We start from the raw sequence: 25,398 nt of genomic DNA, 5'->3' as shown, positions 1-25,398 counted from the left end.
GACGCCCCCATGATCACGCTGCACCAACGCAATGGCTTGCCGAACCTTGCCGCCGAGGATGCGCTGCCGATTGTCGATGCTCACCATCACTTGTGGGACCTCGGCAACGGTCGTTATCCGTGGTTGCAGGACGAGTATCACGAAGAGTTTTTCCTCGGCGACTATCACAGCTTGTGCCGTGATTTTCTGCCAGAGGACTTCCTCGCCCTAACCGAAAAGCAACGGCTGATCGGCACCGTACACGTCGAGGCCGAACGGGCTCGGGATGAGCAAATCGCCGAAACCCTCTGGCTGGAACAGGTCAACGCACGCTACGGATTCCCGAATGCCATCGTCGCCCACGCCTGGTTCGATCGCGAAGACAGCGCCGAGATTCTTGCGGCCCAGGCTGCGCGTCCGCTGGTGCGGGGGATTCGCTCCAAACCGGTGACTTCGATGTCGCCGGACGTCTCGATTGCCGGCGCTCGCGGCACCATGCAAGACCCTAAATGGCTGGAAGGTTTTTCGCGGCTGGCTGAACACGGTTTGTCCTGGGATTTGCGCGTGCCACCGTGGCACTTGGCGGAAGCCGCCGAAGTAGCGGCGATGTTTCCGCAGATCCAGATCGCCCTGAACCACACCGGTTTCGCCTGGGATCGCAGCCCCTCGGGCATGGCGCGCTGGCGCGAGGGGCTGGAAGCATTGGCGATGCAGCCCAACGTGCATATCAAGCTTTCGGAGTTCGGCCTTAAGGATTCGCCCTGGAGCTATCACGATAATCGTGTGGTGGTGATCACAGCGCTGGAAATCTTCGGCCCCGAGCGCTGCATGTTCGCCAGCAATTTCCCGGTCGCCGGGTTGCGCGCGTCCTACGACACGATTGCCGATGGCATGGCCGCGATGCTTGCGCCTATGGGGCGTGCCGTGCAGGAAGCGGTTTTCGCCGGCAATGCTCAACGCTTCTATCGCCTGGAGCCGCAGCATGGATGACTGGCGCGCGCGCTTTCTGGCCAGCGGCGAAGACGTAGATCTGCCCATCGTCGACGCCCATCAACATTACTTCGATATCGAGGCCCACTATTACCCGTGGCTCAACGACCGGCCATTGCGACCGTTTCGTTATGGCGATTACTCGTCGATCTGCCGCACCTTTCTGCCCCAGGACTATCGTCGGCTGACCGGACAGCATCGCATCGTGCAGACGGTGGTGATCGAGGGTGAATGGGACCCCGAAACTCCGGGCGAAGAAGTGAGTTTTATCGAGTCATTGGCGCAAGACGAACCGACCCTGGCGGCCATGGTCGGGCAGGCCTGGCTGGATCGCGAGGACGCGCCGAGCCTCTTGCGTGAATACGGCAAGCACCCGCTGGTCCGCGGCGTGCGCCACAAACCCACGGTCACCAGCCGTGAAGACTGGCGCGAAGATTACGTGGCGCCGGGCTCCATGCGTGATCCCCGTTGGCGCGAAGGTTATGCCCAATTGGCTGAGAACGGGCTGCACTTCGAATTGCAGGCGCCTTGGTGGCATTTGCCTGAAGCGGTGGAGCTGGCCAGGGACTTTCCCGACGTGACCATCGTGGTCAATCACACGGCGCTGCCGGCGGATCGCTCGGCAGAAGGTTTGGCTGGTTGGCGCGACAACCTGGCGCTACTGGCCCGCGAGCCAAACATCGCGCTGAAGATTTCCGGCATTTGCATTCCCGGCCAGGCATGGCCCGTCGAAGCCAACCGCGTGGTGGTGAACGACGCGATTGCGATTGTCGGGGTCAGTCGCTGCGCGTTTGCCAGCAACTACCCGGTCGATGGCGTGGTGAACAGCCTCAGCGAAGTGTTCGACGGTTTCAAAACCATCGTCCGGGAGCGCTCCCGCGCCGAACGCCTTGCCCTGTTTCACGATAACGCCCGACGCATTTATCGGCTCACTTGATCACTATTTTGAACAGCCCTTAAGGAGTTCCCATGTTTGAAGTTTCAGGTCACAACTACATCGCCGGCGCCCGCTCGGCACAAGGCTCGAACACCGTGCAAAGCCACGACGCCAGCACCGGCGAAGCGCTGCCGTATCGGTTCCATCAGGCGACCTTGGAGGAAGTGAACGCCGCTGCCGAAGCGGCCGCCACGGCGTATCCGATATTCCGTAATCTTTCCGCCGCCCGACGTGCCGAATTCCTCGATGCCATCGCCACTGAACTGGAGGCGCTGGACGATACCTTCATCGCTTTGGTCTGCCGCGAAACCGCCCTGCCCGCCGGGCGCATTCAAGGTGAGCGGGCGCGCACCAGCGGCCAGATGCGCCTGTTCGCCACGATGCTGCGCCGGGGCGATTTCTACGGTGCGCGCATCGACCGCGCTTTGCCGGAACGCCAACCGCTGCCGCGCCCGGACCTGCGCCAATACCGCACCGGCCTCGGTCCGGTCGCGGTGTTCGGTGCCAGCAACTTCCCGCTGGCCTTTTCCACGGCTGGCGGTGACACCGCGTCCGCCCTCGCCGCCGGTTGCCCGGTAGTGTTCAAGGCGCACAGCGGGCACATGGCGACCGCCGATTACGTCGCCGACGCGATCACCCGTGCCGCGCGCAAAAGCGGCATGCCCGATGGCGTGTTCAGCCTGCTCTACGGCAGCGTCGGCGAAGCGCTGGTCAAGCATCCGGCGATTCAGGCCGTAGGCTTTACCGGGTCGTTGCGCGGTGGCCGGGCCTTGTGTGACATGGCGGCGGCACGGCCGCAGCCAATCCCGGTGTTCGCCGAGATGAGCAGCATCAACCCGGTATTGCTGATGCCCGCAGCGCTCAAGGCGCGGGGTGAAAAAATCGCCCGCGAACTGGCGGCTTCCGTGGTGTTGGGCGCCGGGCAGTTCTGCACCAATCCCGGTCTGGTGCTGGGTATTCGCTCGCCGGAGTTCAGCGCTTTCCTCGAACGTTTTAGCGCGCTGATGGGCGAGCAAAACTCGCAGACGATGCTCAATACTGGCGCGTTGAAAAGCTATTGCCACGGCTTGGACAACCTTCAGGCACATGCCGGTATCACCCATTTGGCCGGCGCCGCACAACAGGGCAATCAGGCGCGGCCGCAGTTGTTCAAGGCCGATGTCAGCCTATTGGTTAACGGTGATGAGTTGCTGCAAGAAGAGGTCTTCGGGCCGACCACCATCGTGGTCGAAGTCGCCGATCACGCCGAGTTGCTCCGGGCGCTGCACGGCTTGCGTGGGCAGTTGACCGCGACCCTGATTGTCGAGGATTCGGAACTCAACACTCTGGCCGAAGTACTGGCCCTGCTGGAGCAGAAAGTCGGGCGCGTGCTGTTCAACGGTTATCCGACTGGCGTGGAAGTGAGCGATGCGATGGTGCACGGCGGGCCGTATCCGGCGACCTCGGATGCGCGCGGCACTTCGGTCGGGACATTGGCGATCGATCGTTTCCTGCGGCCGGTGTGCTACCAGAACTGCCCGGATGCGTTGTTGCCGAATGCATTGAAAAATGCGAACCCGCTGGGCATTGCCCGACTGGTTGACGGTGCCAGCAGCCGCGCTGCGCTGTAAGGCATTCAGACCAGGCAACCACTAACAACCTAGAGCAACTCCTGCGCCTGTTGAAAAACAGGCGCTGGACACGCTCGCCTTCAAAACCGCTGTAGCCCCATAAAAATAACAACAGAGGAACACCCATGAAAGTTCAACTTCACCCGACACTGCGCTTGTCCCAGTTAATGTTGGCGCTCACCGCAGCCGTACTGATCAATACAGGCGTGTCCCCACTCGCGGTTGCAGAAACCGCCCCCACCGCGACGGCAGCACCCATGCAATGTGCAACTGAAACCACACCGCGCTACACCAAAACCCCCACCGGTTACCTCATGGTTCTGCGCATGGGCGACAACGCCTTCAAGGAGCTGACCAAGCTTGCCATCGCCGAGAAGATCCCGAGCGCTTCCATCAGCGGTATCGGCTTCGGCAATGTGAAGTTCGGTTTCTGGAACAAGGATAAAAAAGACTTCGACGCCAAGGTCTTCAGCAACGTCGAGATGGCCAGTATCACCGGCTCCGTGGCCTGGAAGAACGACCTGCCTTCGATCCATATGCACGGTGTCGCCGGTGACGCGACCTTTCAGGCCTACGGCGGCCACATCCTCGATTTCGACGTGACCACCGGTTCGATGGAAATAACCGTGATCGTGCATCAGCGTCGCCTGGAGCGCGGGATTGATCCGTGCATTGGCGCCAACGTTCTGGGTCTCTGACGCAAGTTCCAGGCTCCTGCAGTTGCGGGAGCCACCCTCCTGAATTCGAATTACAAAAAATAGGGGCGATTTAGATGAGCAACAAAAGCACGGCTGTCACCCTCGCACTAGGCGCCATTGCATTGAGCACCCAGGCACACGCGGACTTCCTGAGCGATAGCAAAGCCAACCTGGGCCTGCGCAATTTCTACTTTAATAACGACAATCGCGATGGCACCGCCACCCCTTCGAAAACCGAAGAATGGGCACAAGGTTTCATGCTGGATTACAAGTCCGGCTACACCGATGGCGTGGTGGGTTTCGGGATTGATGCCTTGGGTTTGATGGGCGTTACGCTGGACAGCGGCAAGGGCCGGCATGTGGGCAGTTCGATGATTCCTTCGGACACTGATAACAGCGCGGTCGATCAGTGGAGCCGGCTGGGATTGACCGGCAAGGTCAAGGTATCGAAAACCGAACTGCGCCTCGGCACGCTGATGCCGAAGCTGCCGATCCTGGTGTCCAATGACGGCCGCCTGCTGCCGCAGACCTTTGAAGGTGGCCAGATCACTTCGGGGGAGTTCAAGGACCTGACCTTCACCGGTGGTCGAATCGAACACGCAACTGGCCGGGGTTCAAGCGACCAGACCGGGTTGGCGGCCACGGGCGGTACGCGGGAAAGCAACGCATTCGACTTCGCCGGCGGCGACTGGAAAGTCACCAAGGACCTGACCGCGCAGTATTACTACGCCAACCTCGACAACTACTATACCCAGCAGTTTTTCGGCCTGATCCACACGTTGGCGATATCGGAAGGTCAGTCCCTGAAAACCGACTTGCGCTACTTCAAGACTGACTCGTCCGGGGCCAATAGTTCGGGCACGTCGGGCTACAAGATCAGTGGTTATACCGAGGGCGGTGATGGCGAGATCGACAACAAAACCTGGAGCGCGGCGCTGATCTACAGTCTCGGTGGCCATGCGATTACCGCCGGTTATCAAAGCGTGTCCAGCGGCAGCGGTTTTACTCAGCTCAACCAAGGCGCCTTGCCGGACAAAGGCGCTGCGGGGGTCAGTCTTTATTTGTACACCGATCGCTTGATCCAGACATTTACCCGAGCCGGTGAGCGCACGTCTTTCGGGCAGTATGCGTATGACTTTGCAGCACTGGGAGTGCCGGGTTTGAAAGCGTCGGTCATGTACCTGAGCGGGGACAACATCAAGACGATTTCTGGCGATAACCAAAAGGAATGGGAGCGGGATATCAGCTTGGATTACGTCCTGCAATCCGGTGCGCTGAAAGGGGTCGGGTTTGGTTGGCGCAACGGCAAATCGAACAGCGAGGCGTCGCGCAACCAGGATCAGAATCGGTTGATCGTAAGCTACAGCATCCCTTTGCTCTAACATCAATCACGCCAACGCGTATTTCGAGGATGCGTTGTTGCTTTGCCTCAGCGCTGACATCGCGTCAGCGCTCTTCTTGTTCTCCAAGCGATCGGCTGGGCCGTTTGGTTGGGCAGTTTTGAATTTAGCTGTGAGCCAGGGTAGCCATGAGAGCAGACCTGAGACGACTCTCTATAAGCATACCTAACCGGAAAAAGACTGCGAACGTTTCGAGAAATCAGTGGCGCTCGGCAAAGCAAGTAGTAAACGGGGTTGCCCGCTTACTGCTTGCTCAGTTTTCAAGCCATCAGTCCAACTGTTGACGCACGGCCAATTCCACACCGCGGATTTCTGCGAGGCCCTTGAGGCGGCCGATCAGCGAATAGCCGGGGTTGCTTTTACGGTGCTGGTCGTCGAGCAGTTGATGCCCATGGTCCGGTCGCAACGGCAAGCGCGGGCCTCCTTCGCGTTCACGCCTGCGCTCTTCTGCCACCAGGGCACTGATGACCCCAACCATGTCGACGTCGCCGTCCAGATGATGGGCTTCATGGAAGCTACGCGGGTCGGCCTCCCGGCGGGTTGAGCGCAGGTGGGTGAAGTAGATGTAGGGTGCAAAGTGCTTGGCCATCGCCACTAGATCGTTGTCTTCACGTACGCCATAGGAACCGGTGCAGAACGTCAGGCCATTGGCCGGGCTTGGGGCGGCGTCCAGCAACCATTGGGCATCTTCGGCGGTGGACAGGATACGCGGCAAGCCAAGCAGGGCACGGGGTGGGTCGTCCGGGTGAATAGCCATTCGTACGCCCACTTCCTCTGCAACCGGAATCACCGCGCGCAAAAAACACCCCAGGTGTTCACGTAATTTGGCTTCATCGATTTCGGCGTAGGTACGTAACAAGGTCCGGAAGTCTTCCAGGCTGTAATGTTCCTCGGCGCCGGGTAAACCGGCAATCAAGGTGTTGACCAACGTTTCGGTCTGGACTGGCGTCAGTTCCTCGAAGTAGGCCTTGGCCTTCTGGATATCCTCGGCGCTGTATTCGGCTTGCGCACCCGGTCGCTGGAGGATGAACAGGTCGAACGCGGCAAACGCGGTTTGATCGAAACGCAGCGCCCGACCGCCATCCGCCAACTCCCAGGCCAGGTCGGTGCGGGTCCAGTCCAACACCGGCATGAAGTTGTAGCACACGATATCGATGCCGCAACTGGCAAGATTGCGCACGCTTTGCTGGTAGTTGGCGATGTACTCGTCACGCCGACCACAGCCACGCTTGATATCTTCATGTACCGGAATACTTTCCACCACCGACCAGCTCAAGCCCGCTGCTTCGATCATCTGTTTGCGCGCCGCGATGGCGTCCACTGGCCAGACTTCGCCATTGGGGATTTCGTGCAACGCGGTGACGATACCGGTCGCACCGGTTTGGCGGACGTCCGCCAGGGAGATCGGGTCTTTGGGCCCAAACCAACGCCATGTCTGTTCCATGTTTGTTCTCCTTTCTTGTTAATTGAGTGCGGCAAAGTTGCGCAAAAGACGGCCCATGCCATCGCGGGCCAGTTCGTCATAAGCGCATTGCACGGCATCGCGAAAGGCTGTGCGATCCGACAATGCGGCAGGGAAAACTTCGTTCAGGTCGAGAAAAGCCTCCACCAACGACGTCCCTTCAAATCTTCCTGCGAGATCTGCAAAGGTCGCGCTTAAGGGGTCGTAGACAAGGTGAGCCGAACCGTCAGGCAACGGCTGCGTGCAGTAGCGAATCCAGGCTGCGATACCCAACGCGGTGCAGGCAAGGCCGCGTCCGTCGTCGAGCAACCGCTGGGCACCGGTCAACCAGCGTTGCGGCAGTTTCTGCGAGCCGTCCATGGCGATCTGACGCAGACGATGTTTCAGGCTGTCATTGGCAAAGCGATCCTTCAAATCGTTGGCATAGTCCACAAGATCGATGCCCGCCGGCATGTCCAAGGCAGGCGCCGCTTCCTGAGCCATGTAGCGCTCGATGAAGTGCGCCAGATCCGCATCGTTGATGGCATCGAACACAGTTTCGTGGCCGACCCACAAACCCACGTAGGCCAGCAGCGAATGGCTGCCGTTGAGCATGCGCAGTTTCATCGTTTCAAACGGACGGACGTCGTCCACCATTTGTACTCCCTCCACCTCCCAGTCCGGACGCCCGAGAGGAAAGTGATCCTCGATCACCCACTGGCTGAAACTTTCACAGACCACGGCCGCACGGTCGTGGCAATCCAGTTGCTGTTCCAGCCGAGTGAAGGACTCCCCATCCATGGCGGGAACGATTCGGTCAACCATGCTGCCAGGGAACGCCACGTGTTCGATGACCCACTGCATCAACCCATCGTCCTGCAGCGCCGCCAATGCGCTCACTGCCTGGCGAGTGCGCTGGCCGTTGTCTGGCATGTTGTCGCAACATAGCACCGTGAATGCTGGAACGCCTGCGGTGCGACGGCGCCGCAAGGCTTCGAGGACGATTCCAGGTGCTGTGCGTGGCGCTTGCGGATGAGCGATGTCATGGGCAATCGCCGGATCTTCAATGCGCAACTGCCCCGTGGCAGGGTTCAGGCAGTAACCTTTCTCGGTGACGGTGAGCGTGACGATCCGCGTTTGCGGCGCGGCCATGCGCTGCAACAGCAATTCCAGCTCATGCCCGCCCTCGCCCACATACAAGGCCTGGCGCAATACACCGATCTCACGCAGGGTCACCTGCTCGCGGTCGCGATACTCGGCCACATGGTAGCGGCCGTCCTGCTCGCGCAATTGATCCACCAATGTGCGATTCGAGCGCAGGTTGGCGCTGCACAACCCCCAGTCACTTTCGCCATGACGGTTGAGATGGCGTTGCAGGTAAACCGCTTGGTGGGCGCGATGAAATGCCCCCAGGCCAAGATGCACGATACCGATCTCAGGGGAAGGACGGTTAGAGGGCACACGTTTCACAACAGGCATCGACACGCTCCTTCTGCTTAATACTGGGTTATTGCTGGCTCATGGCCGGACCTGGTTGCGGGATTCGCGTCTGCGACCTACCGGAATCCACCGCCGACAGGGGTTTGACATAGCGAGCCACACACACAGCGCCAATCACGGTCAACAGCCCCGCCAGCAAGAATGCACTGGTGAACGAACCGGTGAACTGCACCAGGAAGCCGGTCAGGGTCGGACCAATGATGCCCGAGGTGTTCGCCAGAAAGTGCATGAAGCCACTGACGCCACCCACCCGCGCGGCCGGCACGGTGTCCTGAATAATCGCCCAGTAGATGGCACCGGTGAGGTACAGGAAGAACACGGCCAAGGCGACGAGGATGACCGCCGGATAGAGGGTTTTGACTACCCCGGCGACGGCGATACACGCGGCGCAGAGCAACAGGCACGTCACCAGAACCACCTTGCGGGAAAACATCATCCGCTCGGTTTTCTTGAACACGAAGTCGGAAATGAAACCGCCCATGGCCAAACCGAGGAAACCCAACAACCAAGGAATGACCGTGGCAATGCTCATATCTTTGACGTTCAGGCCATGGGCCATGGTCAGGTAGCTGGGGAACCAGGTCAGGAAGAAGAACAGTGTGTAGTTGTAGGAAAAGAACGCCAGCGCGGTGAACAGCACCGTCGGTTGCTTGAGGTAATAACGCAGCGGATGAACCGGCAGCGCCGCCGTTTCACTCTTGGCCTCAGCCTGCAGAATTTCCTCGGCGACTTTGCCTTGAGGTTTGTCCTTGACGAATTTGAACCACACCAACGCCCAGATCAGGCCCAACGCCATAATGATGATGAACGACACTTTCCACCCGTAACTGATGGCGATGAAGCCCACCACCGGCCCGGAAATCGCGCCGCCCAACGGTGTGCCGGACATCGACGTACCCAGCGCCCGCGCCCTTTGTTTCGGGGTGTACCAGTTGTTGACCATCTTACTCGTGGTGACGCTCAAAGGCCCTTCACCCATGCCGAACAGGATGCGGATGAACACCAGCGAGGCGAAACCTATCGTCAACACCGTGAGACCGCTGAACAGTGACCACAGCACCATCGCCAGCAATAGCGTGGTTTTCGCGCCGTAGCGGTCGGCAGCCCAACCGCCGACAAAGTTGAACACGGCATAACCGACAAAAAAACTACTGAAGATCATGCCCATCTCACCCGTCGTCAGACCGTAGTCTTTCTGGATGAACGGAGCCGCAACGGACAATGCCGAGCGGTCCAGATAGTTAATGACGCCTGCCAGGAACAGCATGATGATGACTAAAGTACGACCTTGACCAAACATTGGAACCTCCCGCTTCTTGTGTTTATCGGTGAGGGTGCCCTGAGGGGCACGAGTATCTACAGACGGCTATGGATGGGCAGCGCTCAGTTCCACGAGAACCTTGCGGGTCTGTTCCGGATGCTTTTCGATCAAATCGATGGCACCCGGCATGTCGTCGAAGCTGACGCGATGACTGATCAGGTCGCGCACTTGCAATTTGCCGCTGGCAATCAGCTCGATCACCTTGGGGAACTTGCGATTGTTCAGGCGTGATCCCACCAGCGTCAGTTCTTTCTTGATCATTTCCAGCTGCACCAAGTCGCTCGGCACCGCGTTGAACCCCAGCAGGCCGATGCGCCCCGCTGGCGAGGCCAGCCGCACCATTTGCGGCATCAGCGACGGAATGCAGGCTGCATCGACGATCAGCGGCACGCCTTCGCCATGAGTTAATTCGCGCATGGTTGCCTCGACATCAACATCCTTGCCGTTGAGGGTGCGGGTGGCGCCCAGAGCCTTTGCAGTTTCCAGGCGTGTATCGATGACGTCGGTCACGGTGATATCGGTCATCCCCAACGCCCGGGCCATTTGCACCAGCGTCAGGCCGATCACGCCCGCGCCGTAGATCAACAGGCTATCTCCCGGCTGGGGCTGCATGCGATCGAGCACGTTAAGGGCGATGGTGTAAGGCTCCACTAGCGCCGCGTGGCTCAGGGACAGCGAGTCAGGCAAGCGGTGGGCATTGGCGGCAGGCACACACACTTGCTCGCTGAAACCGCCATCGCGGTGCACGCCAATTACTTGCAGCCGCGTGCAGACGTTTGGCCGGTTTATCCGGCAGGGGTAGCAGGTGCCACAACTGATGACTGGGTCGATACACACACGGTCGCCAACCTTGAGCTGCTCGACCCCCTCGCCTACTTCCCGCACCACGCCAGAGAACTCATGGCCGGTTACCCGTGGAAACTGCACAAAGGCGTTTTGCCCGTGAATGATGTGCATGTCCGAGCCACAGATACCGGCGTAAGCCACGTCAACCTTGACTTCACCGGGCGCCACTTGGGGCATATCGACGTACGCCAGGCCATATTCAAAGGGTGCTCTTACTTGAAAAGCTTTCATCAGGTAACTCCTGACAGGGCGGGGGGGAGCCCTGTGTTCTTGTCGTTATTGATCAGTTGACGCTGCGCTTACCAGTGCCAGAGCGTGCCGTCCTCCAGGCGATTGACCGGCAGGCTGGCGCGTTTGTAGGGGTATTTCGCCGCCAGGTTCTCGTCGATGTCGACGCCATGCCCTGGTGTTTCGCCGGGGGTGAAATGGCCATCTTCAAAGCGATAGGCGTGGGGGAAAACTTCGTCGATACGTTCGTTGTGAGGCATGTGTTCCTGGATCCCGAAGTTGGGCACCCAGGTATCGAAATGCAGCGCCGCGCCCATGCAAACCGGCGACAGGTCGGTGGCGCCATGAAAACCGGTGCGCACCTGATAGAGCGCGGCAAAGTCGGCGATGCGTCGCACATGGGTGATGCCCCCCGCATGCACCAGCGTGGCGCGGATGTAGTCGATCAACTGTTCCTGGATAAGCTCGCGGCAGTCATGAATGGAGTTGAACACCTCACCCACCGCCAGCGGCGTGGTGGTGTGCTGGCGAATCAAGCGAAACGCTTGTTGATTTTCGGCCGGGGTGCAGTCTTCAAGCCAGAACAGGTTGAATGGCTCAACCGCCTTGCCCAGGCGCCCCGCTTCGATGGGCGTGAGGCGATGGTGCACGTCGTGAAGAATGCGCAGGTCATCACCGAAACGCTCGCGAACGGCGGCAAACAGTTTGGGCACGTGGTTCAAATATTTGGCGGTGTCCCACACATGTTCAGCGGGCAGATCGCTGTCGGCCGGCTCATAACGCTCGCCGCTGCGCTTGGCCACGCCATAAGTGGTAGCAATCCCGGGAATCCCGCACTGCACGCGCACGGCCTTGTAACCCAGCTCGACATGACGGGCGACTTCGTCCAGACACCCTTCGATATCCTTGCCCGTCGCATGCCCGTAGACCATTACCCGCTCACGGCTCTTGCCGCCGAGCAACTGGTATAACGGCATATTGGCGGCCTTGGCCTTAATGTCCCAAAGCGCGATATCCACTGCCGCAATCGCAGTCATGGTCACCGGGCCACGGCGCCAGTAGGCCCCGCGATACAGGTATTGCCAGATGTCTTCGATGCGTTGCGCATCGCGACCGATCAATGCGGGCAGCACATGTTCTTCAAGGTAGGCGACCACCGCCAGTTCCCGGCCGTTCAAGGTCGCATCGCCGATGCCATAGAGACCGCTATCGGTGACGATTTTCAGGGTGATCAGGTTGCGACCCGGGCAGGTAACAATGACGCGGGCTTCAATGATTTTCATAAGATCGGGCCTCTGCGACAGAAGAAAATGAAGGCATGTTCAGGCTGGGCATGGCGGCGCTGGGGATCAGCGCACCGCGATGCTGGACGACTTGAGCCGCGAGTCGATGGCCCCAATGCGCCGCCAACTGTGGGTCACCGCCTTGCAGGCGACACGAAAGATAGGCCGCGCTGAAGGAGTCGCCCGCCGCGGTGGTGTCGACGACGTGCTGCACCTGCTCGGCCGGCACCTCGAAACGACCGGAGGGGCACTGGATCAAGCACGAGGCCACACCGCGCTTGAGGGCGATTTCAGACACACCAAATTCTTCATAGGCGCGGAACAACGCCTCGACATCGGCATAACCGAACAGAGCTGCGTCGTCCTCCCAGGTAATCAGCGCCAGGTCAGTCAGGCGCAGCATGTCACCAAAGGCCTGGCGCGCAGCCTGGGCATCGGGCCACAGGTGGGGACGGTAGTTGTTGTCGAAGACAATGCGCGTTCCGGCCTCACGGGCCAGGCGCAAGGCGTGCATCAGGCGCTCGCGGCCATCGGCCGTAAGAACCGCCAGGCTGATGCCACTTAAATAGACGTAGTCGTAATCCGCTAGGGCCTGCAACGCAGTAGCGGCTTGAGGACCGTCGAACATCTGCCTCGCGGCCGCTTCGCCACGCCAGTACAGAAAGCGACGTTCGCCGTGTGTGTCGGTCTGGATGAAATACAGCCCCGGTAGTGCATCCTCGATTACGCGCACATGCTGGTCGCCGACACCTTCGTCGCGCCACAACTGACGCATTCCGTTACTGAAACTATCGGCGCCGACGGCGGTGACGTAGTCCGCGACAATCCGAGCGGTCGGATTCAGCCGGCAAAGATAAACGGCAGCGTTTAGCGTGTCGCCGCCGAAGGTCTGGCTGAAACCCGAGACCGGCTCGCCGCGAATCTCGATCATGCACTCGCCCACCAGCGCCACTTTAAGGGGGCGGGGTAAAGCGGTTTGCGGGCATTGCCCTGGAATTACCTTCATCACTGCGCGCCCTTATTATTTTTAAAACGGCGTTTCATTTTAAAGCTTGTGGTCGAGTTTAATCCTATTCCCCGCATCGTCAAGAAAAATGAAACAGCGTTTTGATCCATCAGCGTATATCCTTGGGTTTTCCGTTCCAGTTGGAGCCTCCATGGACAACAGCGTCATTCAGAACAACGAACTGGTTTCCGCCGTCGGACGGACTATGGCCGTCCTTGAAGCGCTGGCCGAGCATCCCGAGGAAAGCGGCGTATCGGAAATCGCGCAGAAACTGGACATGTCCAAAAGCACGGTTTACCGGTTTTTGCAGTCACTCAAGGCTCGCGGCTACGTGGTTCAGGATGCCGAAGATCGCTATCGGCTCAGCGTTCGGCTGTTTGAGCTGGGCGCGCAGGCCCTGCCCCACCTGGACATCGTCCGCGAGGCGGAACCAGGCATGCGTCGCATCAACGAACTGACCAGTGAGACCGTGCACTTGGGAGTTCTTGACGAAGGCAGCATCGTCTACGTGCACAAGATCGACTCCAAATACAACCTGCGCATGTACTCGCGCATAGGCCGACGTGCGCCGCTGTACTGCACCGGAATTGGTAAGGTATTGATGGCGTGGCTGGAGCTTCCCGAGTTGATCGCTCACTTAGAAGAGGAAAGCTTCGAGCGCCGCACCGCCAACACCCTGACCAGCATCGATGCGTATCTGGAAGAACTGGAAGTAGTTCGCGCTCAGGGCTACGCCGAAGACCATGAAGAGTTTGAAGACAATATGCGCTGCCTGGCCGCACCAATACACGACCGTTTTGGCCATGTGATCGGTGGCATGAGTGTGTCATTTCCCTGCTTTCGTTTTCGCGAAGACCTCAAACAGGATTACGTCAATCGGCTGGTGGAAGCCACTCAGCAGATTTCCAGGCAATTGGGCTGGCACGAAAAGTAGCCGATTCAAGCCGACGCGAAAGGCACTGACAAAAAATTTACCAGCCTTTGCAATTAGCAGACTGAGGATTTGCATAGTTGCGACAGTTCTTTCGGGTTCTAAGCAATTGCCCAAAAATCCAAAATACTCGAGCAAAGGTCGATACTCGTTCATTTACGTCGGCTAGTGGCAAACTACGACCTGATTGGGTCGTCCGACTCCTTCATGACTGCCGAACGACTGATCAGCGACCTGGCCTAAGGGCTTAACCGGCCATGAAGTGCGAAGATAAGCCCCCCTACATGCCTACCTTAGCCCCCTGCTGCCAGCCGACTCGGCGGCCAGTTGAAGCGCGAGGTTCTGGGTCCGACCGGAATATCGAGATCCATGACCAAAAACACGATGTTCAACTTTTCCCACCACTCAATGTTGAACAAGCGCTTCATGTGCGTTTTTGGTGGCTAGGCGCCTGGCATGGCGCTACAACTGCCGATGGATACACGGATTGATGCCCCGGCGATCAGCGCCCTTGCAACCTCACGCAGAGCACGAGCGTCTCGCGAGTCGATTTCAGGATAGGCGCTAAGAGCGCAGACCCGACAACTCCGCTAAAAGTATCGGATCATTACCCATATCCTCTTTCGAACGAGCAATAATTTTGCCAGATACAGGTTGCTCATCCTGTTCAATACCAGTCACTGCCATGATGGAGTCCCCTCAGAAATCGCCTTCGCGGTCGCTCACAGACACTGTGCGAATGGGGGCATAACTGGGGGCATAATTCGTTTTTTCCAGGCTGTAACTACCGCCCTAGAGCCAAGTCAAAATGTTTTTTGGCGACCCTGACAGTCTCTAGGGGTCTTCCGAAAGCTGTTCATCTGATCATTTTTGCCTTTTCAAAAACCATGGAGCTCCATTCACCTCCAGTGGATTGCCACACGCGGGTCATATCTGAGGGCATGCTTTGGATGGTTTGAAACGGCTCCCACCGAGTGACGCGCGTGTGTTGTATCGCGGGGTGACGCTGGACTTCTGATCGCTTCACCGCTGCGCCTCATCTTCCGTCGCCGTGTCGCGCTGCTTCATTTGCTTGCCTTTGAACAACGACGAGACGGCTACGAAGAACAGCGGCACCCAAAAAACTGCCAGCACCGTGGCGGTGATCATGCCGCCGATTACGCCGGTACCGATGGCGTGTTGGCTGCCGGAGCCGGCACCGCTGGAAATGGTCAGCGGCAGCACGCCCAGGATGAAGGCCATCGAGGTCATGATGATCGGGCGCAAACGCATGCGACTCGCCTCGACAGTGGCTTCGAGCAGCGGTTTGCCTTTCTCATGCAGTTCCTTGGCAAACTCAACGATCAGAATCGCGTTTTTTGCCGCCAGCCCTACGGTCACCAACAGCCCTACCTGAAAGAACACGTCGTTGGACAGTCCGCGCATGGCGGTGGCCATCAAGGCGCCAATCACGCCAAGGGGCACTACCAACATCACCGCGATCGGAATCGTCCAGCTTTCATAGAGCGCCGCGAGACACAAAAACACCACAAGTATTGATAACGCATACAAAGCCGGCGCCTGCGAGCCGGAAAGGCGCTCTTCATAAGACAGGCCTGTGAATGAGATACCTACACCTGGCGGCAGTTCTGCAGCGATACGCTCGACTTCGTCCATGGCCTCCCCCGAGCTGTAACCGGGCGCAGGCGTGCCGAGAATCTGTTCGGCGGCTACACCGTTGTAGCGCGACAATTTCGGTGAACCGAACCCCCACTCGGCGCTGGCAAATGCCGAGAACGGGACCATCCGCCCCTGACTGTTCCGCACAAACCATTTGGACAGATCTTCGGCTGAGTTACGTGAGTCCGGGTCACCCTGCACATACACCCGCTTGACCCTGCCACGGTCAATGAAGTCGTTAACGTAGCTGCTCCCGTAAGCCACCGACAGCGTGGTGTTGATGTCGGTAAGGGAAATCCCCATCGCACGGGCGCGTTCGTCGTCGATGGTCAGGTGGTACTGCGGTTCATCCGTCAGCCCATTGGGCCGGACGGCCGCGAGGATCGGGCTTTGCGCGGCCAGCTCAATGAACCTGCCTCGCGCCTCCATGAGCCTTTCATGACCCACGTTGTCCAGGTCCTGCAGGTAGAAGTCAAAACCCGTGGCGTTACCCAGCTCCCGCACGGACGGCGGCACAATGGCGAACACCATCGCGTCGCGGTATTTCAAGAACGCCTGCTGCGCGCGCTGTGCAACGTTGAACACCGTGTTGTCGCTGTCGCGCTCGTCCCACGGCTTGAGCAGTACAAAGGCAATCCCTGAGTTCTGTCCTCGGCCAGCAAAGTTGAAACCATTGATGGTAAACACCGAACTCACCGCCTTGCCCTCACCCTGCTCCGTATCGAGAAGAAACCGAGTCATGCGGTCGAGGACTTTTTGCGTGGTTTCGGCGGAACTGTTGGCCGGTGTCTGCACCTGCGTAAAGATCACACCCTGATCTTCGGCAGGCAAGAACGAGGCAGGAATGCGCGCAAACAACCAGACCATGCCAGCTACGATCACCAGGTACACCACAAAGCCCGGCACCTTGTTACGGATGATCTGGCCCACTCCGCGCTCGTAGCCATTCACAAAGGCATCAAAGACGCGGTTGAACCAGCCGAAAAAGCCGCGCTTGGGCTTGCCGTGCTCACGTGGATCAATCGGCTTGAGCATGGTTGCGCACAATGCCGGCGTAAAGATCAAGGCCACGAACACCGAGAGCACCATGGCCGAAACAATCGTGATCGAGAATTGGCGGTAGATCACCCCGGTGGAACCGCCGAAGAACGCCATCGGCACCAATACCGCCGACAGCACCAGCGCGATACCAATCAGGGCACCCTGGATCTGCTGCATCGATTTACGCGTAGCGGCCTTGGGCGACAAATGCTCCTCAGCCATGACCCGTTCAACGTTTTCGACCACAACGATGGCGTCATCCACCAGCAGACCAATGGCCAGGATCATGCCGAACATGGTCAGCGTATTGATCGAAAACCCCGCCGCGGCCAGTATTCCGAAGGTTCCCAAGAGTACTACTGGCACCGTCATGGTGGTGATGATCGTGGCACGCAGGTTCTGCAGAAACAGCAACATCACCAGAAACACCAGTACCACCGCCTCCATCAGCGTGTACACCACACCCTTGATCGACTCAGTGACCACCGGAGTGGTGTCATACGGGTAAATCGCCTCGACCCCGGCCGGGAAAAATGGCTTCAAGCGGTCCACCGTCGCGCGGATCGCTTTGGCCGTGTCCAGCGCGTTGGCGCCCGTGGCCAATCGAATGGCGATGCCCGAAGCGGGCCGGCCATTACTTTGTGCATCAATGCTGTAGTTCTCGCTGCCCAAGCCAATGCTTGCCACATCACTCAGGCGCACCTGGGAACCGTCGCCGTTGACCTTCAGCAATATGTCACCGAACTGCTCTGAGGTTTGCAGGCGCGTCTTGCCGATGATGGTCGCAGTGAACACCGTGCCACTGCGCGCAGGCAGGCCGCCAATCGCACCTGAAGCGACCTGCACGTTCTGCGCTTCAATCGCTTCAGTCACATCCACCGGCGTCAGCTGGAACTGGTTGAGCCTGGCGGGATTGAGCCACACGCGCATCGCGTATTGAGTGCCCCATACCTGGAAATCACCCACGCCGGAGGTTCTGGAAATCGGATCCTGAATGTTCGAAACGATGTAGTTGGACAGGTCTTCCTTGGTGTATCGACCGTCAGTGGACACCAGCCCGATAAACATCATGAAGTTTTGCTGGAACTTGGTGACCCGCAAGCCCTGTTGTTGCACCTCACGCGGCAGCAGCGGCGACGCAAGGTTGAGCTTGTTCTGCACCTGGACCTGGGCGATGTCCGAGTCGGTGCCTTGGTTGAAGGTTACGATAATGCGCATGCTGCCGTCGGAATTGCTCTCTGACGCGATGTAGCGAAGGTTATCGATACCGTTCATTTGCTGTTCGATGACCTGCACCACGGTGTCCTGCACGGTTTGGGCGGAGGCACCAGGGTAGTTGACCTGAATCGCAACAGCGGGCGCCGCGATGGTGGGGTATTGGTTGATGGGCAGGTTAAGAATCGACAACGTGCCCACCAGCATGACAATCAGCGCCAGCACCCACGCAAAGATCGGGCGCTCAATGAAAAACTTCGACATGTATCACTCCGGTTCAACGCGGGCGGTTTAAAGCGCGTCTATCTTCGGCGTTGCACCCCATTCGCGACTTGCCTGATTCAAGGCAAAGACTGCCTGTTCCGCGGAGCTTCGAGCCCGCCAGGGCTGAGTTTTCGCGGCGGTTGAATAATCGTCAGTTCAGGCAAGGCTTCCCCCGAATCGGGCATATAGCCAACAGCAAAGGCGCCCAAAATAGACACGTTTCTTGCACGCGCAAGTGTGCTGAGCGGTGCGCACTGCGGTTGGAAAAGGCAGTGGCGCTTATGGGAGTCAAGAGCGGAGAACAGCATGAAAACCAGGACACTAGGTACCAATGGGCTGGTGGTTTCAGAATTGGGTTACGGCTGCATGGGGTTGAATACCACCTACGGCCAACCGTTGGACAAGGCTGCGGGCTTGAGAATGATCCACGCCGCCGTCGAATGCGGCGTTACCCTCTTCGATACTGCGGAGGTCTATGGCCCGTTTATCAATGAATCACTGGTGGGCGATGCCCTCGCCACCTATGGCGATAACGTACACATCGCGACCAAGTTCGGCTTCGGCTTGAACCCGGATGGATCGCGCTACGGCCTCGACAGTCGCCCCGACACCTTGCGCAAGGCAGTGGACGGGATGCTCGCACGGCTGAAGGTCGAAAAGATTGACCTGCTCTACCAGCATCGTGTCGATCCCAACGTGCCGATTGAAGACGTTGCGGGTGCGGTCGGTGAGTTGATCGCCCAAGGCAAGGTCAAGCACTGGGGCCTGTCAGAGGCAAGCGCAGCCACCATTCGCCGCGCGCATTCGACCCAACCGGTTGCTGCTGTACAGAGCGAATATTCGCTGTGGACTCGGGATGTCGAACATAACGGCGTACTCGCGGCATGCGAGGAGCTGGGTATTGGTTTTGTTCCGTGGAGTCCACTGGGCGCGGGCTTCCTGACAGGTTCCATTACCGCCGATACCAAAATTGACGAGAGTGATTTCCGCAGTGCGGTGCCACGCTTTTCAGCAGAGGCGCGCTTGGCAAATATGGCGCTGGTGGATGCCTTGAAGCGAATCGCCGGAGACAAGGATGCAACACCGGCCCAACTCGCCTTGGCCTGGTTGCTGGCGCGCAAGCCCTGGATCGTGCCGATACCCGGCACGACAAAATTGCATCGACTGGAAGAAAACCTCGGTGCAACGACTGTTCGGCTGACCGAGCAGGACCTGCACACCATCGAAGAGGTGCTCGCGCGCCTCCCCGTGCAAGGACAGCGCCTGCATCAAGCGGCGCTTGGCCTGGTCGATTCCTGAGGTGAGCGTGAAAGGCGACGCACCCGCGTCGCCTGTCGACCTTCTAGACCCGGTGAAAAATATAGTCACCCTGGCTCTGCTCAGCCAATGCCACACCGAGTACATGAAGTTGCGCGCGCAGGATGTCGTCATCCGCTCGCACCTTCCACGCCTGCGCGGCTGGCGAATGTTCCCCCGCATCGTAGCGATTGATCGCCGCCAACAGCGTCGCGTGCGCGGGTAGATAAACTGCCAGCGCATTGCCTTTCCACGCGGCAACGTTCAGCCCCAGATCTTCACACACGGCGATCTTCGCCTCGGCATCGTCGCGGTCGGCCTGCCGGGAGCGCTCAACCTGGTCATTGAGTACCGGGTCGACGATCCGGTCCGTGAACAACACCTCACCCGCCTCCCAAACCTGCGGCGCACAGGCCTTGTTTTCCGGGCGCAAGGCAATGAACGGGTTGATTTCCATCGGATAGATGCGGCACACCAGCGGCCGCTGGTCATAAATACCGCACCGGTCATCCGCACCCAGGTTCGGGCACTGCCCAAGTGCATTGGCGGCCATTACCGCAACGACACGAACGGGTGCACGCCCACTCACCACTTCAACCGCACGCTTGGCGCTGTGAGCGTATTGGCCAGGCTGTGCTGTCCAGGTCGATTCATCGAAGGCTTCCAGCAGCACAGCCACGTCGTGTCCTCGCTGCAGCCATTGCCGGGTTTCACTCAACGTCAGGGGAATCAGGCGGCCCTTGCAGCAAACGCCGCAGCCGTTGCAGGCAAATCGAATTGCGTTGTTATTCATAAAACCTACTCACACGGGTCGGGAAAGCCTTGGCGCCGGTGAGTATGAAAAGTTAATCGCGCCTGAAATTGCCTTATCCAGCGGCATCATTGCCTGATTCAAGACGTTTGATGCCCAGCTGTTTGCACAGTCGAGACAGGCACTCAATATCGCCATATCAGGCAATCATCTGCACCGTTTGAGCAAACGAGCGACCAGGGCGCCCACTTATAATTTTTACTATTCAGCCCCAAGCCGCCCCCGGAGTCAGCCATGAAAAGAAGTGACGTAGACGAAAATCGCCGTATTTTCATTGGTACCTCAGCAGTCGCGTTGTGCAGCGTTGCCATTGCCGGGTCTGGATTGCTCGCACCGCGCCTGGCGTCTGCCCAAACGAAGGTTTCGAACGGCCCGGCTGTGATTGGCCAGCCTGACATGCAGGGTATTTCGGTCGATCGTGTGAGCTACCCCAACCGCAATACTGGCAGCCATATCACTGCCAATCTGTTCAAACCCGCCAACTTCGATGCCAAAAAGCAGTACCCCGCCATCGTCATCACTCACCCCATCGGCGGCGTCAAGGAGCAAACCGCAGGCTTGTACGCGCTGCGCCTGGCACAGCAGGGCTTTATCACCTTGGCTTACGACGCCTCTTACCAGGGCGACAGCGGCGGTGAGCCACGCTTGATGGAACTGCCTACCGCGCGCGTCGATGACATCAGCAGTTCCGTGGACTTCCTCAACACATTGCCCCAGGTAAATGCCAATCGCATCGGCTCCCTCGGCATATGCGGGGGCGGAGGCTATGTGCTGAACGCGGCTCAGACAGAGCAACGCATCAAAGCCGTGGCCACCGTCAGCGCGGCGGATATTGGTGACCTGCGCCGCAACGGCCTGGCCAATGCACGTAGCTACGAGGAGCGCATGAAAATGCTGCAGGACGCCTCGGCGCAGCGCAGTCGCGAAGCGCGTGGCGAGCCGATTCGGCTGACACCCACGGTGCCAGAGTCAAGCAAGGATTTTACCGCCAGCACGCCGGTCATGTACCGCGAAGGCTACGAGTATTACCGCACACCGCGCGGCCAGCACCCGAACGCCCCCGGCCGCTCAGTGTTCTCCGCCCTGCCCGCGCAAATGGCGTTCTTCGCGTTTGATCAGATCGAAACCATTTCACCACGGCCTGTGCTGATGATCGCTGGCGGTAACGCCGACAGCCTGTACTTCAGCGAAGTGGCATACAAGAACGCCAAGCAGCCCAAGGAACTGCACCGGGTGCCCGGCGCGACGCATATCGACATGTACGACAAACCGCAATATGTAGGCCCCGCCGTTGACAAATTGTCAGGATTTTTCAGTCAGCACCTGGTTTAAAAGGATCTTTCACATGCCACTACTTCTACGCTACTTCGTATTCGCACTCCTTGCATTCTGGACACTCGGGCTATGCCCCATCACCGCCAATGCGAGCGAAAAACTGCGCATCGCGATCATCGGGGCGGGCTCACACGGTGGCACCATCGGCCAACTGCTGGTCAAGGCAGGCCATGGCGTGATGTTTTCCTCACGCAACCCGGCAGGGCTTGAAGCGCTGGTGAAGGAGCTCGGCCCGCTCGCGTCGGCTGGCACTCCCCAGCAGGCCGCGGTGTTCGGATCGGTAATTGTGTTCGCAGTGCCTTATAACGCCCTGCCCCAACTCGGACGCGACCTGGGCCCGCAACTGCGCGGAAAAATAGTGCTTGATGCGACCAACCCGCCGCCGGATGAAGGCAATCCCCTCTCGCGCGAAGCCTATGCCAACGGTGTCGGCGAAACCTCGGCCAAGTACTTGCCCGGCACTCGGCTGGTCAGGGCCTTCAGTGCGGTGGATGCCACGGCGGTCAATGCGTCCGCTCGCGGTAATGGTGAAACCTTAGGCGTGCCCATCGCCAGCAATGATCCCGAGGCTCTTCAAGTGGCGGCACAACTGGTACGCGATGTCGCCAGCGAGCCCGTCGTCACTGGCGATCTGTCCACGGCGCGCAGCTTTCAACGCGGCGGCGCCGGTTTCCGGGCCAATACCGACGCGCCGGCACTGCGACGCTTATTGAATTTGCCGCCTGATGCATGACCAGGTGACGGCTGTCGCCAGCGCGCACCTCATGTTGAAAACACTGATCCGACTGATTTTCAAGAGAGCTGTCAACTATGAGCGTCCTCAATATCAATGGTCGTGACTACACCGTCGACGTCGACCCCGGCACTCCCATTCTCTGGACCCTGCGCGACGCGCTGGGCATGACCGGCACCAAGTTCGGCTGCGGCGCAGCCCTGTGCGGCGCGTGCACCGTGCACCTGGATGGCCAGGCGATTCGTTCGTGCGTCACGCCGATAACCGCCGCCGAGGGACGCAGGATCACCACCATCGAGGCGGCTACCAACGGCAGTGACCCCGTCGGCACGGCCGTGCACGAGGCGTGGGTCAAACATGACGTGGCGCAATGCGGCTACTGCCAGAGCGGCCAGATCATGAGCGCGACAGCCTTTCTCAAGGCTCAACCCAAAGGCAAGCAGCCCACGGCGGCTGAGATCGACTCGGCGATGATGGGCAACATCTGTCGCTGTGGCACTTATGTGCGCATCCGTGCTGCGGTGGCTGATGCCGCCAAAGCCCTTGCCTGACAGGAGCAGCCCCATGCTGAACGATCTTTTTCCAGAGGAGCTGCCTCGCGCCTTGCAACATATGCTGGAGCGCGAGCAGGTCGACGGCCCTGCCACCTACGCGCGGCGGAGTTTCTTGAAGATACTGGGTATCGGCGGCCTGGCCCTGGGCGCCTTTCCTCACCTGGCCTTGGCACAGCAGGCCAACGGCGTTGCGGTGGAACCACTGAAGCCGACTCAACAACCCAACGCTTTCGTACAGATCGCCTCCAATGGCGAAGTGACGGTGACCATCAACCGGCTGGAGTTCGGCCAAGGCGTACAGACCGGCTTGCCGATGATTCTCGCCGAAGAACTGGATGCTGACTGGAGCCTGGTGCGCAGTCGCAACGGCACCAATGACATCGCCTATCAGGACCCACGCTTTGGCATGCACCTGACCGGGGGTTCCAATTCCATCAAGAACAGCTACACCCAGTACCGCGAGCTCGGTGCCCGCGCCCGCGCCATGCTGCTGGCTGCAGCAGCTGCGCGCTGGGAAATCGACGTGGCCCGCTTAAATACCCGCGCCGGCCATGTGCTCGGCCCGGGAGGCCGCACCGCGAGCTACGGCGAACTGGCCGAGGCCGCGATGGCAATGCCGGTACCGGACCAGGTCAGCCTCAAGGACCCCAAGGATTTTCGCATCATTGGCCAGGCTACGACGCGCATCGATGCCAAGGCCAAGAGCAGCGGCCAGCAGGATTTCGGGATTGACATGCGCCTGCCCGAGCAACTCACCGCCGTGGTGGCGCGCCCCCCGGTATTCGGCGCCAGGCTGGCGGCTCTGGATGACAGCGCAGCACGCGCCATCCGTGGAGTTAAAGCGGTCTATCGCGTGCCGCTTGATGGAGGTGCCGAAGGCGTGGCGGTCGTGGCTGAAGGCTATTGGCAGGCCAAGCAGGGACGTGATGCCCTCAATGTTCAGTGGGATACGGCGGCGGTGGAAAGGGTCGACAGCGAACAGCAACTGGCCGACTACAAAGCCTTGGCCGGCCGCCCTGGCCCCCACCATTTCGACGCGGACATGACGCCGCTGGCAACGTCGCCGCATACCCTCGAAGCCGAGTTCGTGTTTCCGTACCTGGCCCATGCCCCCATGGAGCCGCTGAACTGCACAGTCCAACTGTCGGAGGGCCGCGCCGAGTTATGGGTCGGTACCCAGTTTGCCGGTGCCGACAACGCGGCGGCCGCACGCGTGCTGAACCTCAAACCCGAACAGGTACAGATCAACGTACAGACGGCTGGCGGCGGTTTCGGCCGGCGCGGCATCGCCACCAGCGACATCGTGGTGTTGGCCTGTGAAGTGGCAAAAGCGGCACGAACGGTGGGGTTAACCGTCCCCGTGCGCACAGTGTGGAGCCGCGAAGATGACATCAAGGGCGGCTACTACCGCCCCATGCACCTGCACCGCGCGCACATCGGTTTCGACGACAGCGGCAACGTCCTGGCCTGGGACCACGTGCTGATCGGGCAGTCGATTGTGACGGGCACCATGTTCGGTGGACGGGTAAAGAATGGCATTGACCCCACGGCCACCGAAGGCATGCGTGAGCCTTATCCGTTTCCGATGCGCCTGACGGTGCATCACCCCAAGCTCAACGTGCCGGTGCTGTGGTGGCGCAGTGTGGGTTCCACCCATACCGCGTTCGTGATGGAGACCTTGATTGATGAAATTGCCCGAACCACCCAGCAGGATCCAGTGGCTTACCGGATGAAACTCTTTGCCGACAAAAGCCCGCGCCATAGTGCCGCGTTGCAATTGGCGGTGAGCAAGAGCGAATACGGCAAACGCCAACTGCCGGCGGGTCGCGCCTGGGGTGTGGCGGTACATGAGTCGTTCAGTTCGGTAGTCGCCTATGTCGTCGAGGCCTCGGTACGGGACGGCCGTCCTGTGTTGCACCATGTGACCGCAGGCGTGCATTGCAACCTGGTGGTCAACCCTCGCAGCGTGGAAGCCCAGGTACAGGGCGCAGCCTTGATGGGGCTGTCGATGTGCCTGCCGGGCGGCGCCATCACCCTCAAGGACGGTGTGGTGCAGCAAAGCAATTTTGCCGACTTCAGCGTGCCACGCATTGCGGATATGCCTGAGTTTTCGGTGCACATTCTGCCGAGTGCGGAGCCGCCCACAGGCATGGGCGAACCTGGCCTGCCGCCGCTTGCTCCGGCTTTCGCCAACGCCATAGCGCGGATCACCGGCAAGCCTGTACGTGAATTGCCCTTCAAGCTCGCTTGAGCAATGCGGTGCAGTCGACTGCACCGCCTTTTTGATTGATGAGAGAGAATCCAATTGAACCAGTACCTG

The 25,398-nt window shown here is 59.5% G+C and carries 19 protein-coding genes; 11 read left to right on the top strand and 8 right to left on the bottom strand.

From position 1 onward, the window contains the following. Positions 1 to 9: 9 nt before the first annotated feature. The 5 genes from ACZZ0G_RS25820 (at position 10) to ACZZ0G_RS25800 (ending at position 5,596) form a co-directional block, all read left to right on the top strand. Entirely contained in the window at positions 10 to 969 is a 960-nt protein-coding gene (locus ACZZ0G_RS25820) for an amidohydrolase family protein (protein WP_463558062.1), read from the top strand. Beyond that, positions 962 to 1,906 carry an amidohydrolase family protein gene (locus tag ACZZ0G_RS25815; protein WP_463558061.1) on the top strand — a complete coding sequence of 315 codons (945 nt, stop codon included), beginning with the start codon at positions 962 to 964 and terminating at the stop codon, positions 1,904 to 1,906. The genes ACZZ0G_RS25820 and ACZZ0G_RS25815 overlap by 8 nt, the downstream gene beginning before the upstream one ends. A 32-nt stretch (positions 1,907 to 1,938) precedes the next feature. Beyond that, positions 1,939 to 3,516: an aldehyde dehydrogenase (NADP(+)) gene (locus ACZZ0G_RS25810; protein WP_463558060.1), complete on the top strand. Its 1,578-nt coding sequence runs from the start codon at positions 1,939 to 1,941 to the stop codon at positions 3,514 to 3,516. Positions 3,517 to 3,641: 125 nt separating this feature from the next. Then, a complete protein-coding gene (locus tag ACZZ0G_RS25805; protein ID WP_463558059.1) occupies positions 3,642 to 4,214 on the top strand; it encodes a PPC domain-containing DNA-binding protein in 573 nt (190 codons plus the stop codon). A 74-nt stretch (positions 4,215 to 4,288) separates the two neighbouring features. Continuing rightward, the gene (locus ACZZ0G_RS25800; protein WP_463558058.1) at positions 4,289 to 5,596 is read left to right on the top strand and encodes an OprD family porin; all 1,308 of its coding nucleotides are present in this window, start codon (positions 4,289 to 4,291) and stop codon (positions 5,594 to 5,596) included. Positions 5,597 to 5,882: 286 nt separating this feature from the next. On the opposite strand, the gene uxuA is transcribed toward ACZZ0G_RS25800, so the two are convergent. The 6 genes from uxuA to ACZZ0G_RS25770 all read right to left on the bottom strand — a co-directional run bounded on the left by uxuA (position 5,883) and on the right by ACZZ0G_RS25770 (position 13,239). Further along, entirely contained in the window at positions 5,883 to 7,058 is a 1,176-nt protein-coding gene (uxuA, locus tag ACZZ0G_RS25795) for a mannonate dehydratase (protein ID WP_463558057.1), read from the bottom strand. An 18-nt stretch (positions 7,059 to 7,076) separates the two neighbouring features. Continuing rightward, the gene (locus ACZZ0G_RS25790; protein WP_463558056.1) at positions 7,077 to 8,534 is read right to left on the bottom strand and encodes a mannitol dehydrogenase family protein; all 1,458 of its coding nucleotides are present in this window, start codon (positions 8,532 to 8,534) and stop codon (positions 7,077 to 7,079) included. 28 nt (positions 8,535 to 8,562) lie between these two features. Beyond that, the gene (locus ACZZ0G_RS25785) at positions 8,563 to 9,855 is read right to left on the bottom strand and encodes an MFS transporter (RefSeq protein ID WP_463558055.1); all 1,293 of its coding nucleotides are present in this window, start codon (positions 9,853 to 9,855) and stop codon (positions 8,563 to 8,565) included. Between the two features lie 66 nt (positions 9,856 to 9,921). Continuing rightward, the gene (locus ACZZ0G_RS25780; RefSeq protein WP_463558054.1) at positions 9,922 to 10,953 is read right to left on the bottom strand and encodes a Zn-dependent oxidoreductase; all 1,032 of its coding nucleotides are present in this window, start codon (positions 10,951 to 10,953) and stop codon (positions 9,922 to 9,924) included. A gap of 68 nt (positions 10,954 to 11,021) precedes the next feature. Beyond that, positions 11,022 to 12,233, bottom strand: coding sequence for a D-mannonate dehydratase ManD (gene manD / locus ACZZ0G_RS25775; protein ID WP_463558053.1), 1,212 nt, complete (start codon positions 12,231 to 12,233; stop codon positions 11,022 to 11,024). After that, the gene (locus tag ACZZ0G_RS25770; protein ID WP_463558052.1) at positions 12,220 to 13,239 is read right to left on the bottom strand and encodes a sugar kinase; all 1,020 of its coding nucleotides are present in this window, start codon (positions 13,237 to 13,239) and stop codon (positions 12,220 to 12,222) included. Before ACZZ0G_RS25770 ends, manD begins: the two co-directional genes overlap by 14 nt. Positions 13,240 to 13,390: 151 nt before the next feature. Here ACZZ0G_RS25770 and kdgR point away from each other — a divergent pair, with 151 nt between their 5' ends. After that, positions 13,391 to 14,173 (top strand): DNA-binding transcriptional regulator KdgR, encoded by a 783-nt coding sequence (gene kdgR, locus ACZZ0G_RS25765; RefSeq protein ID WP_463558051.1) that lies wholly within the window; start codon positions 13,391 to 13,393, stop codon positions 14,171 to 14,173. 1,020 nt (positions 14,174 to 15,193) lie between these two features. Here the strand turns inward: kdgR and ACZZ0G_RS25760 are convergent. Then, the gene (locus ACZZ0G_RS25760; RefSeq protein WP_463558050.1) at positions 15,194 to 18,349 is read right to left on the bottom strand and encodes an efflux RND transporter permease subunit; all 3,156 of its coding nucleotides are present in this window, start codon (positions 18,347 to 18,349) and stop codon (positions 15,194 to 15,196) included. 306 nt (positions 18,350 to 18,655) lie between these two features. Between ACZZ0G_RS25760 and ACZZ0G_RS25755 the strand changes: the two genes are divergently transcribed. Next, the gene (locus ACZZ0G_RS25755; RefSeq protein ID WP_463558049.1) at positions 18,656 to 19,648 is read left to right on the top strand and encodes an aldo/keto reductase; all 993 of its coding nucleotides are present in this window, start codon (positions 18,656 to 18,658) and stop codon (positions 19,646 to 19,648) included. 43 nt (positions 19,649 to 19,691) lie between these two features. On the opposite strand, the gene ACZZ0G_RS25750 is transcribed toward ACZZ0G_RS25755, so the two are convergent. After that, the gene (locus tag ACZZ0G_RS25750) at positions 19,692 to 20,438 is read right to left on the bottom strand and encodes a YkgJ family cysteine cluster protein (RefSeq protein WP_463558048.1); all 747 of its coding nucleotides are present in this window, start codon (positions 20,436 to 20,438) and stop codon (positions 19,692 to 19,694) included. 252 nt (positions 20,439 to 20,690) lie between these two features. On the opposite strand from ACZZ0G_RS25750, the gene ACZZ0G_RS25745 reads away from it, so the two are divergent. The 4 genes from ACZZ0G_RS25745 (at position 20,691) to ACZZ0G_RS25730 (ending at position 25,329) form a co-directional block, all read left to right on the top strand. Continuing rightward, positions 20,691 to 21,788: an alpha/beta hydrolase gene (locus tag ACZZ0G_RS25745; RefSeq protein WP_463558047.1), complete on the top strand. Its 1,098-nt coding sequence runs from the start codon at positions 20,691 to 20,693 to the stop codon at positions 21,786 to 21,788. Between the two features lie 13 nt (positions 21,789 to 21,801). Continuing rightward, entirely contained in the window at positions 21,802 to 22,524 is a 723-nt protein-coding gene (locus tag ACZZ0G_RS25740) for an NADPH-dependent F420 reductase (RefSeq protein ID WP_463558046.1), read from the top strand. A gap of 77 nt (positions 22,525 to 22,601) precedes the next feature. Beyond that, on the top strand, positions 22,602 to 23,075 hold the full coding sequence (locus ACZZ0G_RS25735; RefSeq protein WP_101269839.1) for a (2Fe-2S)-binding protein: 474 nt from the start codon (positions 22,602 to 22,604) through the stop codon (positions 23,073 to 23,075). A gap of 13 nt (positions 23,076 to 23,088) precedes the next feature. Then, entirely contained in the window at positions 23,089 to 25,329 is a 2,241-nt protein-coding gene (locus ACZZ0G_RS25730) for a xanthine dehydrogenase family protein molybdopterin-binding subunit (RefSeq protein ID WP_463558045.1), read from the top strand. Positions 25,330 to 25,398 lie beyond the last annotated feature (69 nt).

Source organism: Pseudomonas sp. AC169 (assembly GCF_979258515.1).
This window is presented reverse-complemented; position numbering and strand designations above follow the sequence as displayed.

Bases quoted from the DNA above. Each gene is read 5' to 3' on its own strand.
- ACZZ0G_RS25750 (WP_463558048.1), bottom strand. From the start codon at position 20,438: ATGAATAACAACGCAATTCGATTTGCCTGCAACGGCTGCGGCGTTTGC.
- ACZZ0G_RS25755 (WP_463558049.1), top strand. From the start codon at position 18,656: ATGAAAACCAGGACACTAGGTACCAATGGGCTGGTGGTTTCAGAATTG.
- ACZZ0G_RS25735 (WP_101269839.1), top strand. From the start codon at position 22,602: ATGAGCGTCCTCAATATCAATGGTCGTGACTACACCGTCGACGTCGAC.
- ACZZ0G_RS25805 (WP_463558059.1), top strand. From the start codon at position 3,642: ATGAAAGTTCAACTTCACCCGACACTGCGCTTGTCCCAGTTAATGTTG.
- ACZZ0G_RS25780 (WP_463558054.1), bottom strand. From the start codon at position 10,953: ATGAAAGCTTTTCAAGTAAGAGCACCCTTTGAATATGGCCTGGCGTAC.
- ACZZ0G_RS25785 (WP_463558055.1), bottom strand. From the start codon at position 9,855: ATGTTTGGTCAAGGTCGTACTTTAGTCATCATCATGCTGTTCCTGGCA.
- ACZZ0G_RS25740 (WP_463558046.1), top strand. From the start codon at position 21,802: ATGCCACTACTTCTACGCTACTTCGTATTCGCACTCCTTGCATTCTGG.
- ACZZ0G_RS25790 (WP_463558056.1), bottom strand. From the start codon at position 8,534: ATGCCTGTTGTGAAACGTGTGCCCTCTAACCGTCCTTCCCCTGAGATC.
- ACZZ0G_RS25730 (WP_463558045.1), top strand. From the start codon at position 23,089: ATGCTGAACGATCTTTTTCCAGAGGAGCTGCCTCGCGCCTTGCAACAT.
- ACZZ0G_RS25820 (WP_463558062.1), top strand. From the start codon at position 10: ATGATCACGCTGCACCAACGCAATGGCTTGCCGAACCTTGCCGCCGAG.
- ACZZ0G_RS25760 (WP_463558050.1), bottom strand. From the start codon at position 18,349: ATGTCGAAGTTTTTCATTGAGCGCCCGATCTTTGCGTGGGTGCTGGCG.
- uxuA (WP_463558057.1), bottom strand. From the start codon at position 7,058: ATGGAACAGACATGGCGTTGGTTTGGGCCCAAAGACCCGATCTCCCTG.
- ACZZ0G_RS25800 (WP_463558058.1), top strand. From the start codon at position 4,289: ATGAGCAACAAAAGCACGGCTGTCACCCTCGCACTAGGCGCCATTGCA.
- kdgR (WP_463558051.1), top strand. From the start codon at position 13,391: ATGGACAACAGCGTCATTCAGAACAACGAACTGGTTTCCGCCGTCGGA.
- ACZZ0G_RS25810 (WP_463558060.1), top strand. From the start codon at position 1,939: ATGTTTGAAGTTTCAGGTCACAACTACATCGCCGGCGCCCGCTCGGCA.
- ACZZ0G_RS25815 (WP_463558061.1), top strand. From the start codon at position 962: ATGGATGACTGGCGCGCGCGCTTTCTGGCCAGCGGCGAAGACGTAGAT.
- ACZZ0G_RS25770 (WP_463558052.1), bottom strand. From the start codon at position 13,239: ATGAAGGTAATTCCAGGGCAATGCCCGCAAACCGCTTTACCCCGCCCC.
- ACZZ0G_RS25745 (WP_463558047.1), top strand. From the start codon at position 20,691: ATGAAAAGAAGTGACGTAGACGAAAATCGCCGTATTTTCATTGGTACC.
- manD (WP_463558053.1), bottom strand. From the start codon at position 12,233: ATGAAAATCATTGAAGCCCGCGTCATTGTTACCTGCCCGGGTCGCAAC.